This window comes from Delftia sp. Lp-1, assembly GCF_020523835.1.
In the GTDB taxonomy this organism is placed as follows: Bacteria; Pseudomonadota; Gammaproteobacteria; order Burkholderiales; family Burkholderiaceae_C; genus Comamonas; species Comamonas acidovorans.
In genome coordinates this window covers 2,991,775-3,007,441 of the sequence record NZ_JAJALJ010000001.1, presented here as the reverse complement: position 1 = coordinate 3,007,441, position 15,667 = coordinate 2,991,775, and the positions used below count along the sequence as shown (strand labels likewise).

The window sequence follows — 15,667 nt, the reverse complement described above, 5'->3', positions numbered from 1 at the left end:
GCTTGGAGTCAGGCATGGGGCCTGAGCTTGGCAGGCGCATTGTGGCGCAGCCGGCGCGGCCCGGCATCGGTGCAGGGCCGCGTGGCCTGGGGTTTTTGCGGGCCTGGAGCCTAGGCCTTGGGCGGCTCGAATTCCAGCGATGCGGAATTCATGCAGTAGCGCAGCCCTGTGTCGGACGGGCCATCGGGGAATACATGCCCCAGGTGGGCGCCGCACTGGCTGCAGACGGTTTCGGTGCGCACCATGCCGTGGCTGCGGTCCACGATTTCGGTGATGGCGCCGGGGATGGCGCGGTCGAAGCTGGGCCAGCCGCAGCCGGCGTCGAACTTGGTGTCGGAGTCGAACAGCTTGCTGCCGCAGCAGATGCAGTGGTAGCTGCCATCGGCCCAGAACTGTTCATAGCGGCCGGTGAACGGGCGCTCGGTGGCTGCATGGCGTGTCACCTGGAAGGCGGCAGGTTCGGCGCCCTTGGCCTGCAGCTCGGCCTGCCATTCCTGCTCGGTCTTGTGGATGGGAAAGCTCATGATGAACAGCTGATCTCGATGGAGGAAGCCCAGTCGGGCGGGAAGCCTGCCCATTCGGCATGCTCGGCGTGGGGGTCGAACGGAGTCTGCAGCACGGCCAGCAATTGGCGCACGGGAGCGAAGTCACCGGCCTTTGCGGCGCGGATGGCCATCTCGCCCAGGTGGTTGCGCAGCACGAAGCGCGGATTCGATTCTTGCATCAAAGCGGCGGCCGCCGCGGCATCCGTGCCTGCCAGGTGCCGTGCGTACAGGGCCGCCCAGCGGTCGAAGGCCTCGCGGTCCAGCACCAGGTCGCGCACGGGCTCGAGGTCGAGGTCCGTGCCGGCACCGGCACTGGCAGCCACCGCATCGGTCAGGCGGCTGAAGAAGATGGTGTAGTCCACCGCGTTGTTGGCCATGAGCTGCAGCAGCGGGTTCACCAGGGCGGCAAAGCGCCCCTCGGCGGGCGGCGTGCCTGGCGCATCTTCGGGCAGGCCCAGCTTGCGCAGCATGAGGGTGCCATAGGCCTGCGGAAACACCTGTTTGTATGACTCCAGCGCCGCAATGGTCAGTTCCTCTTCGCCGATCAGCGGCAGCAGGGCCTGGCCCAGGCAGTACAGGTTCCAGTAGGCCACCTGGGGCTGGCGGTTGAAGGCGTAGCGGCCCTGGGTGTCGCTGTGGTTGCAGATGTGGCCGGGGTTGAAGGCATCGAGGAACTGGAAGGGCCCGTAGTCGATGGTCAGTCCCAGGATGCTCATGTTGTCGGTGTTCATCACGCCATGGCAAAAGCCCACGGCCTGCCAGTGCGCCAGCAGCCGCGCCGTGCGCTCGCTCACTGCCTGCAGGAAGTTGGCGTAGGCGTTGCCGGCCAGGGCCTCGGCCGTGCGGCATTCGGGGTAATAGCGGTCGATCACGTAGTCGGCCAGCTGGCGCAAAGGCGCTATCTGGTCGCGCGCCGCAAAGTGCTCGAAATGGCCGAAGCGTATGAAGCTGGGCGCCACGCGCGCCACCACGGCGGCGGTCTCGATCTCTTCGCGGCGAATGGGGGCGGGCGATCCGGTGAGGCTCAGCGCGCGCGTGGTGGGAATGCCCAGGGCGTGCATGGCTTCGCTGCACAGGAACTCGCGGATGGACGAGCGCAGCACGGCGCGCCCGTCGCCCATGCGCGAGTAGGGCGTGCGGCCCGCTCCCTTGAGCTGAATCTCGTGGCCCGAGGCGGTCTCGCCCAGCAAGATGGCACGGCCGTCGCCAAGCTGGCCGGCCCAGACGCCGAACTGGTGGCCGCTGTAGACGCTGGCCAGCGGATGGCTGCCGGGCAGCACGGCATTGCCGGTGAGCGCCTGCAGGGCCTCATCGGAGGCCAGCCATTGTGGGTCCAGGCCCAGCAGCTCGGCGGTGCCGGTGCTGGTGGCAATCCAGTGCGGCTCGGGCAGCGGCGTGGGGCGCAGATGGGTAAAGAAGTCCGGGCCCAGGGCGGCAAAGCCGTCTTGCCAGGAGATGGGAGGGCGTGGGGAGGTCGCCGGAGCCTGGCCTTCGGCGGCAGCATGCAGGTTCATGCGGGAATTGTCCCCCAGCGCCTATGCCCCGTGGGGCGCAAGGTTCATGCGCGCATTCACCCCATTCATTCACGCACGCAGTTGCTGCCGGTACTGGCCCGGCGGCATGCCGAACCAGCGGCGGCAGGCGCGAAAGAGGTTGCTCTGGTCCACAAAGCCCAGCAGGTCGGCCACCTCGGCCAGGCTGCGGCGCGGCTCGCCCAGGTACTGCAGGGCCAGCTCGCGCCGGGTTTCGTCCAGCAGTTGCTGGTAGCTGGTGTCTTCGGCCTGCAGGCGGCGCTGCAAGGTGCGGTCGGTCAGGCTCAGCAGGCTGGCCACGTCTTCGCGGCGCGGCTCGCCCTGGGGCAGCAGGCGCGCAATCTCGTGGCGCACGCGCGCGCCCACGCCGGCCTGGCCCAGGTGGTCGAGTTCGGTTTCGACCAGCTTTTCGTGCAGTGCCAGCAGTTCGGGGTTGTGTGTGGGAATGGGGGCGAGCAGGTCGGCCTCGGACAGCAGGAAGCGGTTCGCGTCCTCGCCGAAGCGCGGCAGCAGGCCGAAGGCTGCGCGGTAGGCGGCCTCGTGCGAGGGGGCGGGCGCCTCGGCCATGAATTCCACGGCCAGCGGCCGGACATCGCGCCGCGTCAGCCAGTTGCACAGCACCAGCAGCGTGAGCACGGCGAACTCCACGCGCTGGCGCGGCACGGGCCTTGTGGCGCCGATGTGATGTATGGACAACCAGTAGCCGCGCGCATCGCGCTCCAGCGTGAAGGACGTTGCGTCCGAGATCACGGCCATGTGGCGTTCCAGGTCGCGGAAGCCGGCCAGCAGGTGCGGGCCCGAAGCCAGCGAGTAGCCGACCAGATCGATGTTGCCGTGGCGCGCGGCCAGTTGCCGGTCCAGCCCCAGCGTGGGATTGGCGGACTGGGCCACGGCCAGCTCCCAGAGCCGGCTCACGCGGTCCACATCGGTACGGGTCTGCGAATGCTGCAGTGCGGCAAGGTCGATATCGGCTGCGGCGCACAGGCTTTGCGGGGCCAGCCCTTCGGTGGCCATCATGTCCAGGATGCCACGCACCCAGGCGGCGGAGCTGCTGCGCTGCGTTGTCATGACCGGGTTTTCCTGGGCCATTCGGGGCGCTGTTTGCGTTCTGAAGTCACTGTTTTGGCGTGGTTGCGATAGCGGCGTTTTGCCGCGCTGTTCCTAGAATTTTTGCAGCGCGGCGAACGACTGCGCAGTGTGACCCATGGGCCCGGCGCGGCCCATACGGGAAACCCCAAAAACCATTCAGGAGACAAGCATGCGCACAGGACAGCGGTGGATGGCTGGCGGCATACGCCTGGCCGTGGCTTCAATGGCTTTGTGGCTCGCGGCCTGCGGCGGCTCGGGCGGCGGAGGTCCCGAACTGCGCGAGACGGCCTACGGCCCCTTGCGCGGTGTGGACGATGGCGCCGCCACGGGCACCTATTACTGGAAGGGCGTGCCCTTTGCCCAGGCGCCCGTGGGCGCGCTGCGCTGGCAGCCGCCGGCCGAGCCCAAGGCCTGGGAGGGCGTGCGCGAGGCGCGCCAGTTCGGCAATGCCTGCCTGCAGATCGGGCGCATGTACGGCCCGGGAGCCAACAACCGCTTCGACGACACCATTGCCTCCACCCTGGGCCAGCCCGTGGGCAGCGAGGACTGCCTGACGCTCAACATCTGGCGCCCGGCCAGCGGTGCCGAGAAGCTGCCGGTGCTGGTGTTCATCCACGGCGGCAGCGCCATCTCGGGCTATACGGCCGATCCGCTGTATGACGGCGCGGCCCTGGCACGCGCCGCCAATGCCGTGGTGGTGACGGCCAACTACCGGCTGGACATCCTGGGCTACATGCACATGCCGCAGATGCAGGCCGGCGCGCCGGCCACGGGCAACTTCGCGCTACTGGACAACCTGCAGGCGCTGCGCTTTGTGCAGCGCAATATCGCGGGCTTTGGCGGCGATCCGGGCAATGTCACGCTCATGGGCCAGTCGGCGGGTGCCACCAATGTGCTGGCGCTGCTGGCGGCCGAGTCGGCGCGCGGCCTGTTCCACAGGCTGGTGCCCATCAGCGGCGGGCTGTCGCTTCCATCCAACCTGCCGGCCGGCGTGCTGGCCACGCTCAAGCCGGCTTCGGCCTACGCCACCCAGTCCGCGCTGCTGCTGGCCCATCTGATGGTGGCCGATGGGCTGGCTGCCGATGTGGCGGCTGCGGCCACGGTGGCTGCCGGCTGGACACCGGCGCAGATTGCGGCCTACCTGCGCGGCAAGGATGCGCGCGTGCTGCTGCAGACCCTGGTGGCCAAGGGCCTGACGGGCGCGGGACCGATTCCCGACGGCCTGCTGCTGCCCACCGATCCCATGGCCGCGCTGGCTGCGGGCCAATACAACCGCATGCCCGTGATGGCCGGCTACACGGCCGAGGAGGGCAAGCTGTTCGCGCCCCTGCTGGCTGCGCTGGGCGGCAAGCCGGGCTTCAGGATCGATGATGCGGCGCGCTTTCGCATGATGCAGTCCTTCGATGCGCAGTCGCCCAACGCGCCGGGCCTGGCCGACATCATCGATGCCGCCTACCTGCCCGTCGATACGCCGGTCACCGGCTACAACGCCCGCATGGCGCAATTGACCCATCTGTTCGCCGATCCCAGCCGCGACCAGTTGCTCAATACGCTGCGCACCCGGCAGGCCGAGGTCTGGAGCTACCGCTTCGACTGGGCGCGCCAGCCCGCGCCCTGGAACACGGTCTACGGCGCGGCCCATGCCTTCGATCTGCCGTTTCTCTTCGGCAACTTCGGGCCGTCCGTGTTCTCCCGCGTGACCAACAGCACGGCCAATGCCCCGGGCCGGCTGGCGCTGTCGAACGCCATGATGGCCAGCCTCAAGGCCTTCATGCAGACGGGCAATCCGCAGAACGCGGCCCTGGGCCAGACATGGAAGCCCTGGCCGTCCAGCCTGATCTTCGACGCCGAGCCGGGCGCGACCAGCATCCGGCTGCAGTGAGAGAGCAGGGGCTTGCTGCGGCAAGCCCCAAGAGATAGCCAACAACAACGAAGGAGACAAGTACCCATGACAGTCAAGACCGTTTTCACACATGCCTGGCGCTGGCCGCTGGCGGGAGCCATTGCGGCCGCCGCCGTGGGCCTGGCCGCCTGCGGAGGGGGATCGTCGGGCATGCCCGCGCCCATGGGGCCGGGACAGCAATCGGGCTACATCACCCTGCCGGACGGCAGCAAGATGCGCTACTCGCTGCTGCTGCCCGAGGGGCAGGGCCCGTTCCCGCTGCTGGTCGAGTACGACGGCTATATCTCGGGCTCGTACCCCAACATCAGCAGTCCCTGGACCAAGGAAGGCTATGCGGTCATGGGGCTGAACGTGCCGGGCACGGGCTGCTCCACGGGGGATGACAAGGTGTTTGACGCCAGCGTAGGTGCGGCTGGGGCCTTTGCCATCGAGTGGGCCGGGCGGCAGGCCTGGTCCAATGGCCGCATCGGCATGATCGGCTACTCGTACTCGGGCTACAACCAGCTGTGGGTGGCTGCGCACCGGCCCAAGGGGCTGCTGGCGATCACGCCCAGCAAGAATGTGGGCGATCCCTACCGGGACGTGGGCTATCCGGGCGGCATTGCCAACATTGGCTTTCCGGCGCAGTGGTGGAACGGCTTCCCGCGCATCTGGCGCACCGCCGCCGACCTGGCGGTGAAGAACGGTGGCGACACGGAATGCGCCAAGACCGTGGCCGACAACATCGAGAAGATCAAGCGGCCCGAGCTGGACCTGATCAAGTGGCTGGACAACCCCTATGCCGATGGCCTGTACCTGGAGCGCAGCGCCATGCTGCAAAGCGGCAAGATCAATATCCCCACGCTGGGCACGCAGTCCTGGCAGGACGAGCAGATCGGCCCGCGCTCGGGCTACTACGAGGACACCATTGCGCCCGACAGGATGTGGCTGGTCAGCTCCAACGGCGACCACCACACGAACATCACCTCGGACCATATCGACCAGACCTTGAAGCGCTTCCTGGCGCGCTTCGTCAAGGGCGAGGACAACGGCTTCGACAAGGAGCCGCGCGTGCGCCTGCTGCAGGAGATGCAGACCACGGACGCCAAGGCCCTCAATGGCGGCGCCAAGCTCATGCCCACGGGCGAGGCACGGTTTGACCGGCTGCCTGTCCAGGTCAAGCCCCTGCGCCTGTGGATGCAGCCGGGCCAGGCGCTGGGCGACAGCGCCCCCGCCTCAGGCACGGCTTCGTCCAGCTACCGCTATCCGGCCCTGAGCCCGCAGGTGAACAACCCGGCGGCCGAAGGCTGGCCCGCCGTGCCCGCGTCGGAAAAGGATGGCCAACTGGTCTTCACCACGGCGGCCCTGCCGCAGGACCTGAGCTTCTATGGCGAGGGCTCGGCCGACCTGTGGCTCAGCGCCACGGCCGCCAATACCGACATCCAGGTCACCGTGTCCGAGGTGCGGCCGGACGGGCAGGAAATGTTCGTGCAGCGCGGCTGGCTGCGTGCCTCCAAGCGTGCGCTCGATGAGAGCCGATCCACGGCGCTGCGTCCCTGGGGGGCCTACACACGGGACAAGGATGTGCCACTGGTTGCCGGCCAGCCCCAGTTGATGCGGGTGGAGATCCAGAAATTCGCGCATGTGTTCCGCGCCGGTTCAAGCATTCGCGTGACAGTGGATTCGCCATCGCAGACCGGATACTGGATCTTCGGCAACGACAAGACGCCGTCCACGAACACGCTGTGGCATGACGCGGCGCATGCGTCGAGCATCGTCCTAGGGTATATCCCATACGAGCATGCGAAGACGCTGCCGAGTTGCGACAAGACAATGCGTCAACCATGCCGGAAAAACGATGCGCCTGTCCCTGCCGGGATCGGACCCAGGGCGCCGGCCTGAGCCCACCCTCCATGCGGGCAGCGGCATCGCGCACCAGGGCCTTGGCCTTGCGCGAATCCGCAGTCCGCAGTTCACGACGTTCACGAAGTTCAATCACCTTAGGAGCCTATAGATGCTGGGTCTGATGCAAAGCCAACCACTGTTGATCTCGTCGCTGATCGACTTCGCCGACCGCCACCATGGCGATGCGGAGATCGTCTCGCGCAGGGTGGAGGGCGATATCCATCGCTATACGTACCGCGACCTGGCACGGCGTTCGCGCCAGCTGGCGAACACGCTGGACGGCCTGGGCCTGCAGCCCGGCGACCGCGTGGCCTCGCTGGCCTGGAACGGCTACCGCCACATGGAGATGTACTTCGGCGTCAGCGGCTCGGGCCGCGTGCTGCACACGGTCAACCCGCGCCTGCACCCCGACCAGGTGGCGTGGATCATCAACCACGCGGAAGACCGCGTCATGTGCTTTGACCTGACCTTCCTGCCCATCATCCAGGCCGTGCATGCCAAGTGCCCCACGGTGCGCCAGTGGGTGGCGCTGTGCGATGCGGACCGCCTGCCCGCCGACAGCGGCATTCCGGGCCTGGTCAGCTACGAGGACTGGATTGGCGGCCAGCCCGACCAGTACCAGTGGCCCGAATTCGACGAGAACACGGCCTCCAGCATGTGCTACACCAGCGGCACCACGGGCAACCCGAAGGCCGTGCTGTACAGCCACCGCTCCACCACGCTGCACGCCTACGCGGCCGCGCTGCCCGATGTGATGTGCATATCGGCGCGCGACTCGGTGCTGCCCGTCGTGCCCATGTTCCACGTCAACGCCTGGGGCATTCCCTACTCGGCCGCGCTCACGGGCTGCAAGCTGGTGTTCCCCGGCCCGGCGCTGGACGGCAAGTCGCTGTACGAGCTGATCGAGGCCGAAGGCGTCACCTACGCGGCCGGCGTGCCCACGGTCTGGCAGATGCTGCTGGGCCACATCAGGCCGGGCGGCCTGCGGTTTTCCACGCTCAAGCGCACGGTGATCGGCGGCTCCGCCTGCCCGCCGGCCATGATCACGGCCTTCCAGGACGAGTTCGGCGTGGAGGTGCTGCATGCCTGGGGCATGACTGAGATGAGCCCGCTGGGCACGCTGTGCACGCTCAAGAACAAGCAGCTGCAGCTGCCCAAGGACGAGCAGATGAAGATCCTGCAAAAGCAGGGCCGTGCCATCTACGGCGTGGACATGCGCATCGTCGACAGCGACGGCACCGACCAGCCCTGGGACGGCAAGAGCTACGGCGACCTGCTGGTGCGCGGCCCCTGGATCGTGGACAGCTACTTCAAGGGCGAGAGCCCGCTGGTCAAGGACGCGCAGGGCCGCGGCTGGTTCCCCACGGGCGACGTGGCCACCATCGACCCGGACGGCTTCATGCAGATCACCGACCGCAGCAAGGACGTGATCAAGTCCGGCGGCGAGTGGATCAGCTCCATCGACATCGAGAACATCGCCATGGCCCATCCGGCCGTGGCCATGGCCGCCTGCATCGGCATGCCGCATCCCAAGTGGGACGAGCGCCCCATCGTCGCCGTGGCGAAGAAGCCCGGCGCCGAGGTCACGCGCGAGGAACTGCTCAAGTTCTACGAGGGCAAGACCGCCAAGTGGCAGATCCCCGACGACGTGGTCTTCGTCGATGCCATTCCGCTGGGCGCCACCGGAAAAATGCTCAAGACCCGGCTGCGCGAGCAGCTGGCCGGCTACCGGCTGCCGGGGCTTTGAGCCGTTGCGGGCGGCCACCGGGCCAGGGCATGCGGGGGCATGTCCTGGCCGGGGCGGCCGGTCCGAGTCTCGTCGGCGATAGCCGCTAGGGGCAATCACCGATCAGGGCAGGGCACAGGGGCCATTACCCTGGGCCTCGCCCAGAAACCACCACAAGAGGAGACGCTTCATGAAGTTTGCGATCAAGGCATTGACGGCATCCCTGGCCCTGGCTTGCGCCACGGGCGCCATGGCCCAGAAGGGCGAGACGGTGAAGGTTGCGTGGATCGACCCGCTGTCCGGCCTCATGGCCGCGCTGGGGTCCAACCAGCTCAAGAGCCTGCAGTACATCGCCGAGGAGCTCAACAAGGGCACGGCCTCGGGCGTGAAGTTCGAAATCATCGGCATCGACAACAAGCTCAGCCCCCAGGAAACCACGGCAGCCCTGCGCTCGGCCATGGACCAGGGCGTGCGCTACGTCTTCCAGGGTAACGGCTCGGGCCCGGCCCTGGCCATCATGGATGCGCTGGAAAAGCACAACGCGCGCAACAAGGGCAAGGAAGTCGTCTACCTCAACTACGCGGCCGTGGACCCGGACCTGACCAACAGCAAGTGCAGCTACTGGCACTTCCGCCTGGATGCCGACACCTCCATGAAGATGGAAGCGCTGACGACCTACATGAAGGACGTGCCCGAGGTCAAGAAGGTCTACCTGATCAACCAGAACTACTCGCACGGCCAGCAGGTCTCCAAATACGCCAAGGAGATGCTCAAGCGCAAGCGCCCCGATGTGGAGATCGTGGGCGACGACTTCTCGCCGCTGGCCCAGGTGCGCGACTTCGCTCCCTACATCGCCAAGATCAAGCAGTCGGGTGCCGACTCGGTGATCACGGGCAACTGGGGCTCGGACCTGGCGCTGCTGATCAAGGCCGCCAGCGATGCAGGCCTGAACAACGTCAAGTTCTACACCTACTACGCCATCGCCACCGGCGCGCCCACGGCCATGGGTGCGGCCGCCGCCGACAAGGTCTACATGGTGGGCTACGGCCACATGAACCTGCCCGGCCCGCTGGACCGCATCACCAAGGGCTACAAGGCCAAATTCAACGACGACATGTACACGGGCTCGCTGTACTCGGGCCTGACCATGCTGGACCAGGCCTTCCTGCGCGCCAAGACCACGGACCCGGCCAAGGTGGCGGCCACCATGGAAGGCATGAAGTTCAACAGCCTCAACGGCGAAGTGGAGATGCGCAAGAGCGACCACCAGCTGCAGCAGGGCCTGTTCATCGCGCGCTGGGAAAAGGCCGGCGGCAAGTACCCGATGGACTCGGAGAACACCGGCTACACCTTCGTCCCCGTGAAGTACTACGAGCCCTATGTGGCCAGCACGCCGACATCCTGTGAGATGAAGCGACCCTCATGACGGCATAACTGGCCATTGAACTTCGCAAAGGGGCGCGAGGCGCCCCTTTTTTTGCCCGAAATCAGGCAAAACACGGTTTTCTGGCCTGATCGATGGCGATCTGTCGCCAATGTGCCCAGGGCCGCAGCCAAGTCGCATGCGCGATAGTTTCTAAGGCATTCCCCAGAGGGAAATTGTCATTCAGGCGTTAGTCTGGCGCCAATACAGATATCCGAATCAACCGGAAAAAGGAGACAGAAAAATGAAGTGGATCGTGCATTCGGTGGCCGCCTCGGCCATGCTGGCCTGTGCATCGGGCGCCTGGGCGCAAAAGGGCGAGACCGTGAAGATCGGCTGGATCGATCCGCTGTCGGGTCTGATGGCCGCCGTGGGCACGAACCAGCTCAAGACCTTCCAGCTGATGGCCGAGGAGTTCAACAGGAAAAATGCCTCGGGCGTGAAGTTCGAGATCATCCCGCTGGACAACAAGCTCAGCCCGCAGGAGACCACGGCCGTGCTGCGTTCGGCCATGGACCAGGGCGCACGCTACGTGGTGCAGGGCAACGGCTCGGGCCCAGCCCTGGCCATCATGGATGCGCTGGAAAAGCACAACGCACGCAACAAGGGCAAGGAAGTCGTCTACCTCAACTATGCGGCGGTGGACCCGGACCTGACCAACAGCAAGTGCAGCTACTGGCACTTCCGCCTGGATGCGGACACCTCCATGAAGATGGAAGCGCTGACGACCTATATGAAGGACGTGCCCGAGGTCAAGAAGGTCTACCTGATCAACCAGAACTACTCGCACGGCCAGCAGGTCTCCAAGTACGCCAAGGAAATGCTCAAGGCCAAGCGGCCCGACGTGCAGGTGGTGGGCGACGACTTCGCGCCCCTGGCCCAGGTGCGCGACTTCGCTCCCTACATCGCCAAGATCAAGCAATCGGGCGCCGACACGGTGATCACGGGCAACTGGGGCTCTGACCTGTCGCTGCTGCTCAAGGCGGCCAACGACGCGGGCCTGAACAACGTCAAGTTCTATACCTACTACGCCTTCGGCTCGGGCTCGCCCACGGCCATGGGCGCGGCCTCCGACGGCAAGGTCTACACCGTGGGCTATGGCCACTACAACATGGGCGGCCCCATCCAGCCGCTGATGGCCGAGTTCAAGAAGAAGATGAACGACGACCTCACGCAAAGCTCGATCTACCACGTGTTCGCGCTGCTGGACGCGGCCTTCGTCAAGACCGGCGGCACCGACCCCGTGAAGGTGGCGGCCGCGCTGGAGGGCATGAAGCTCAAGAGCTTCAATGGCGAAGTGGAGATGCGCAAGAGCGACCACCAGCTGCAGCAGGGCCTGTACATCACGCGCTGGGAAAAGGCCGGCGGCAAGAACCCGTATGACGCCGAGAACACGGGCTACACCTTCGCCCCGGTGAAGTACTACGAGCCCTACGTGGCCAGCACGCCCACCTCCTGCCAGATGAAGCGCCCGTCCTGAGAGCGGCCCGCACCGCTCCCTGTCCCCAACGCACCGAGACCAAGGCCTTTCGATGACGCTTGAGTTCTTCACCATATCGCTGCTCAACGGCGTGAGCTATGGACTGCTGCTGTTCATGCTCAGCTCGGGGCTGACGCTGATCTTCAGCATGATGGGCGTGCTCAACTTCGCCCACACCAGCTTCTACATGCTGGGCGCGTACTTCGGCTACACGCTCAGCGGCATCATCGGCTTCTGGGGCGCGCTGTTCGTCGCGCCCCTGCTGGTGGGCGCGCTGGGCGCCATGTTCGAGCGCTACAGCCTGCGCCGCGTGCACAAGTACGGCCATGTGCCCGAACTGCTCGTGACCTTCGGCCTGTCCTATCTCATCCTCGAGGTGGTGCAGCTGGTCTGGGGCCGGGGCACCGTGCCCTACGGCCTGCCGCCCGCGCTGCAGGGCCCGCTGTTCACGCTGTACGGCACGCAGTTCCCGCGCTCGCGCTCCTTCGTGATGCTGCTGGCGCTGCTGATGCTGGTGGCCGTCTGGCTGCTGCTGACGCGCACGCGCATCGGCCTGGTCATCCAGGCTGCGCTCAAGAACCCCGAGATGGTGGAGGCCCTGGGCCACAACGTGCCGCGCGTGTTCATGATGGTGTTCGGCGGCGGCTGCGCGCTGGCGGGGCTGGCCGGCGTCATCGGCGGCAACACCTATGTGACCGAGCCGGCCATGGCCATGTCGGTCGGCTCCATCATCTTCGTGGTGGTGGTGGTCGGCGGCATGGGCTCGCTGGCGGGGGCCTTCGTGGCCTCGCTGCTGATCGGCGTCGTGCAGACCTTTGCCGTGGCCATCGACTGGTCGCTGGCCAGCCTGCTGACCTCGCTGGGCAGCCCGGTCGGCGAGCAGACCTTTGGCTGGCCGCTGCTCAAGCTCACCATCTCCCAGGTCGCGCCCATCCTGCCCTACCTGTTCCTGGTGCTGATCCTCATCTTCCGGCCCAAGGGCCTCCTGGGCACGCGGGGAGATTGACACCATGTCCTCGATCACCAAAACGACCATGACATCCACTGCCGCAAAAGGCGTTCCGGGCGCTTCAGGGGCTGCGGGCGCAGGGCGCCACTACAGCTTCCAGCCGCTCAACATCGGCCGCATCCTGATCTGGGGCGCCTTCGCCCTGGCGCTGATCGTCGCGCCGCTGGTGTTCACCAGCAGCCTGGCGCTGACCATGCTCAGCCAGATCGGCTATCTCATCATCATCTGCCTGTCCTACAACATCCTGCTGGGGCAGGGCGGCATGCTGAGCTTCGGCCATGCGGTCTACACGGGGCTGGGCTCGTTCATCGCCATCCATGCGATGAACCGGGCCAGCTCCGGCGACTGGGGCATTCCGCTGGTGCTGATTCCCATCATCGGCGGCCTGGGCGGCATGTTCTTCGCGGCCCTGCTGGGCTATGTGACCACCAAGAAGTCGGGCACCACCTTCGCCATGATCACCATGGGCATCGGCGAGCTGGTGGCGTCCATGGCGCTGATGTTCCCCGAGTTCTTCGGGGGCGAGGGCGGCATCACCACCGACCGCGTCTATGGCAAGCCCTTCTTCGGGCTGACCTTCGGCTCGGGCATGGAGGTGTACTACCTGATCGCCGCCTACTGCTTCATCTGCACGGCCGCCATGTTCGCCTTCACGGGCACGCCGCTGGGGCGCATGCTCAACGCCGTGCGCGACAACCCCGAGCGCGTGGAGTTCGTGGGCTACAACACGCAGCGCGTGCGCTACTTCTCCTTCATCATCGCGGGCTTCTTCGCAGGCGTGGGCGGGGGGCTTGCAGCCATCAACTTCGAGATCATCACGGCCATGGACAGCGTGAGCGTGATGCGCTCGGGCTCGTACCTGCTGTTCACCTTCCTGGGCGGCGCCACCTTCTTCTTCGGGCCCATCATCGGCGCCGTGCTGCTGGTGCTGGCCTCGGTGCTGCTGTCGGAGCTGACCAAGGCCTGGCTGCTGTACCTGGGCCTGGTGTTCCTGCTGATGGTGATGTACGCACCGGGCGGCGTTGCCAGCCTGATCATGATGAACCTGCGCGTGGCGCGCTTCGGCAAGTGGCGCCGGCTGGCCCAGCCCTACCTGGCCATCGCGGCCAGCGCCCTGGTCATGATCGTGGGCGGCGCGGCCATCGTCGAGATGATCTACCACCTGCAGCTCAATGCGGCCCTGGGTCCCCAGGTCTCGTTCATGGGCGTGCAGCTCGATACCAGCTCGGCATCGACCTGGACCGTGGCCGTTGCCATCTTCGTGGTGGGCCTGGGCCTGCTGGAAGTGGCCAGGCGCTGGTGCCTGCGCCGCTGGGAGCGCATCCAGGAAGAAATCGAAGAAGCCATCAAGCGCGGGGAGGGTTGAACCATGTCCAGCATTGCAATCGAACGTCCGGGCACCGCGGCCGCCGCCGTGGCTGGCGAGGCCACCTATGCGCTGGAGCTGCGCGACCTGTACAAGCGCTTCGGCAAGGCCGAGATCATCCGTGGCGCCCAGCTGGCCGTGAAGCCGGGCGAGCGCGTGGCCATCATCGGCCCCAACGGCGCGGGCAAGAGCACGCTGTTCAACCTGATCAGTGGCCGCTTCGAGCCCACCAGCGGCCAGGTGCTGCTCAACGGCCAGCGCATCGACGGCAAGAAGCCCTATGAAATCAACCGCATGGGGCTGTCGCGCAGCTTTCAGATCACCAACATCTTTCCCAAGCTCAGCGTGTTCGAGAACCTGCGCTGCAGCGTGCTGTGGAGCCTGGGCTACCGCTACAGCTGCTGGCGCTTCCTGTCGAAGCTGCGCGACGCCAATGCCCGCGCCGATGAGCTGATGGAGATGATCGGCCTGCACAGAAAGCGCGACACGCTGGCGGTGAACCTGACCTATGCCGAGCAGCGTGCGCTGGAGATCGGCATCACCATCGGCGGCGGCGCCGGCGTCATCCTGCTGGACGAACCCACGGCCGGCATGAGCAACAGCGAAACGGCCCACTTCATCCAGCTGATCAAGAAGGTCACCGAAGGCAAGACCCTGCTGACCGTGGAGCACGACATGGGCGTGGTCTTCGGCCTGGCCGACAAGATCGCCGTCGTGGTCTACGGCGAAGTCATCGCCTACGACACGCCAGAGGCCGTGCGTGCCAATCCGCGCGTGCAGGAGGCCTATCTGGGCTCGTCTGTGGCGGATCAACAAGCTGGCGCACATTGAATGGAAGCACCCCCTGAGTCGCTGCGCGCCTTCCCCCTCTCTACTTGCTTCGCAAGGGAGGGGGACGACACCCTCGCGGCGGGGCGGCCCTTGCTCGGTGTCCCTGGCTTGGGGCACGGCAGTTTCATGCGCTACGGGTAGCGCTCAAAGCGATAGAGAACAGACAGGATCTGAGATGCTGAACATCAACAACCTGCATGCCTATTACGGCAAAAGCCATGTGCTGCATGGCGTGGATTTCTCGGTGCAGCCCGGCGAGATCGTCGCGCTGCTGGGGCGCAACGGCTCGGGTCGCTCCACCACGGCCAAGGCCATCATGGGCCTGGTGCACTGGGAGGGCTCGCTGGACTGGAAGGGCCAGAGCCTGACCGGCCGCAAGGCCTACGAGATCGCCCACCTGGGCGTGGGCTACGTGCCCGAGAGCCGCGATGTGTTTCCCAACCTCACCGTGCACCAGAACCTGCTGCTGGGACAGAAGGGCAAGGGCCGGGACAGCCGCTGGGGCTTCGACGACATGTACGCCATGTTCCCGCGCCTGAAGGAGCGCCAGCACACCGAGGCCGGCGTGATGTCGGGCGGCGAGCAGCAGATGCTGACCCTGTGCCGCACGCTGATGGGCGACCCCGACCTGATCATCATCGACGAGCCCACCGAGGGCCTGGCTCCCAAGATCGTCGAGCTGGTGGGCGAGTACCTGCAAAAGATCAAGCAGCGCGGCGTGTCCGTGCTGCTGATCGAGCAAAAGCTCACCATTGCCATGAGCATCTCGGACCGGGCCCTGGTCATGGGCCATGGGCGCATCGTCTTCGACGGCACGCCCGACGGGCTGCGCGCCGATCAGAAGGTGCGCAAGGAGTGGCTGGAGGTCTGATACCTGAC

Annotated in this window: 12 protein-coding genes; 9 read left to right on the top strand and 3 right to left on the bottom strand. The window is 66.3% G+C overall.

From position 1 onward, the window contains the following. Positions 1-110 precede the first annotated feature (110 nt). The 3 genes from msrB to LGR64_RS13495 all read right to left on the bottom strand — a co-directional run bounded on the left by msrB (position 111) and on the right by LGR64_RS13495 (position 3,145). On the bottom strand, positions 111-524 hold the full coding sequence (gene msrB / locus LGR64_RS13505; protein ID WP_012205139.1) for a peptide-methionine (R)-S-oxide reductase MsrB: 414 nt from the start codon (positions 522-524) through the stop codon (positions 111-113). Continuing rightward, positions 521-2,059 carry a protein adenylyltransferase SelO gene (locus tag LGR64_RS13500; protein ID WP_141835852.1) on the bottom strand — a complete coding sequence of 513 codons (1,539 nt, stop codon included), beginning with the start codon at positions 2,057-2,059 and terminating at the stop codon, positions 521-523. Before LGR64_RS13500 ends, msrB begins: the two co-directional genes overlap by 4 nt. 69 nt (positions 2,060-2,128) lie before the next feature. Continuing rightward, the gene (locus LGR64_RS13495; protein ID WP_141835854.1) at positions 2,129-3,145 is read right to left on the bottom strand and encodes an AraC family transcriptional regulator; all 1,017 of its coding nucleotides are present in this window, start codon (positions 3,143-3,145) and stop codon (positions 2,129-2,131) included. A gap of 190 nt (positions 3,146-3,335) precedes the next feature. On the opposite strand from LGR64_RS13495, the gene LGR64_RS13490 reads away from it, so the two are divergent. From LGR64_RS13490 to LGR64_RS13450, 9 genes are all read left to right on the top strand, one after another. Beyond that, on the top strand, positions 3,336-5,048 hold the full coding sequence (locus LGR64_RS13490; protein WP_013802777.1) for a carboxylesterase/lipase family protein: 1,713 nt from the start codon (positions 3,336-3,338) through the stop codon (positions 5,046-5,048). A gap of 66 nt (positions 5,049-5,114) precedes the next feature. Then, on the top strand, positions 5,115-6,950 hold the full coding sequence (locus tag LGR64_RS13485) for a CocE/NonD family hydrolase (RefSeq protein WP_099733913.1): 1,836 nt from the start codon (positions 5,115-5,117) through the stop codon (positions 6,948-6,950). Positions 6,951-7,062: 112 nt separating this feature from the next. Beyond that, on the top strand, positions 7,063-8,700 hold the full coding sequence (locus LGR64_RS13480; protein ID WP_043822739.1) for a 3-(methylthio)propionyl-CoA ligase: 1,638 nt from the start codon (positions 7,063-7,065) through the stop codon (positions 8,698-8,700). A gap of 169 nt (positions 8,701-8,869) precedes the next feature. Then, the gene (locus LGR64_RS13475; RefSeq protein ID WP_013802774.1) at positions 8,870-10,105 is read left to right on the top strand and encodes a branched-chain amino acid ABC transporter substrate-binding protein; all 1,236 of its coding nucleotides are present in this window, start codon (positions 8,870-8,872) and stop codon (positions 10,103-10,105) included. A 241-nt stretch (positions 10,106-10,346) separates the two neighbouring features. Continuing rightward, positions 10,347-11,582, top strand: a complete 1,236-nt coding sequence (locus LGR64_RS13470) for a branched-chain amino acid ABC transporter substrate-binding protein (protein WP_065346707.1) — start codon at positions 10,347-10,349, stop codon at positions 11,580-11,582. Positions 11,583-11,634: 52 nt separating this feature from the next. After that, a complete protein-coding gene (locus LGR64_RS13465) occupies positions 11,635-12,588 on the top strand; it encodes a branched-chain amino acid ABC transporter permease (protein WP_013802772.1) in 954 nt (317 codons plus the stop codon). A 4-nt stretch (positions 12,589-12,592) separates the two neighbouring features. After that, on the top strand, positions 12,593-13,957 hold the full coding sequence (locus LGR64_RS13460) for a branched-chain amino acid ABC transporter permease (protein WP_013802771.1): 1,365 nt from the start codon (positions 12,593-12,595) through the stop codon (positions 13,955-13,957). A gap of 3 nt (positions 13,958-13,960) precedes the next feature. After that, positions 13,961-14,788 (top strand): ABC transporter ATP-binding protein, encoded by an 828-nt coding sequence (locus LGR64_RS13455; RefSeq protein WP_051940671.1) that lies wholly within the window; start codon positions 13,961-13,963, stop codon positions 14,786-14,788. Between the two features lie 175 nt (positions 14,789-14,963). Further along, the gene (locus tag LGR64_RS13450; protein ID WP_012205150.1) at positions 14,964-15,659 is read left to right on the top strand and encodes an ABC transporter ATP-binding protein; all 696 of its coding nucleotides are present in this window, start codon (positions 14,964-14,966) and stop codon (positions 15,657-15,659) included. The last annotated feature ends 8 nt before the right edge of the window (positions 15,660-15,667 follow it).

Coding starts and splice junctions, on each gene's coding strand:
- msrB (WP_012205139.1), bottom strand. CDS start 524: ATGAGCTTTCCCATCCACAAGACCGAGCAGGAATGGCAGGCCGAGCTG.
- LGR64_RS13500 (WP_141835852.1), bottom strand. CDS start 2,059: ATGAACCTGCATGCTGCCGCCGAAGGCCAGGCTCCGGCGACCTCCCCA.
- LGR64_RS13495 (WP_141835854.1), bottom strand. CDS start 3,145: ATGACAACGCAGCGCAGCAGCTCCGCCGCCTGGGTGCGTGGCATCCTG.
- LGR64_RS13490 (WP_013802777.1), top strand. CDS start 3,336: ATGCGCACAGGACAGCGGTGGATGGCTGGCGGCATACGCCTGGCCGTG.
- LGR64_RS13485 (WP_099733913.1), top strand. CDS start 5,115: ATGACAGTCAAGACCGTTTTCACACATGCCTGGCGCTGGCCGCTGGCG.
- LGR64_RS13480 (WP_043822739.1), top strand. CDS start 7,063: ATGCTGGGTCTGATGCAAAGCCAACCACTGTTGATCTCGTCGCTGATC.
- LGR64_RS13475 (WP_013802774.1), top strand. CDS start 8,870: ATGAAGTTTGCGATCAAGGCATTGACGGCATCCCTGGCCCTGGCTTGC.
- LGR64_RS13470 (WP_065346707.1), top strand. CDS start 10,347: ATGAAGTGGATCGTGCATTCGGTGGCCGCCTCGGCCATGCTGGCCTGT.
- LGR64_RS13465 (WP_013802772.1), top strand. CDS start 11,635: ATGACGCTTGAGTTCTTCACCATATCGCTGCTCAACGGCGTGAGCTAT.
- LGR64_RS13460 (WP_013802771.1), top strand. CDS start 12,593: ATGTCCTCGATCACCAAAACGACCATGACATCCACTGCCGCAAAAGGC.
- LGR64_RS13455 (WP_051940671.1), top strand. CDS start 13,961: ATGTCCAGCATTGCAATCGAACGTCCGGGCACCGCGGCCGCCGCCGTG.
- LGR64_RS13450 (WP_012205150.1), top strand. CDS start 14,964: ATGCTGAACATCAACAACCTGCATGCCTATTACGGCAAAAGCCATGTG.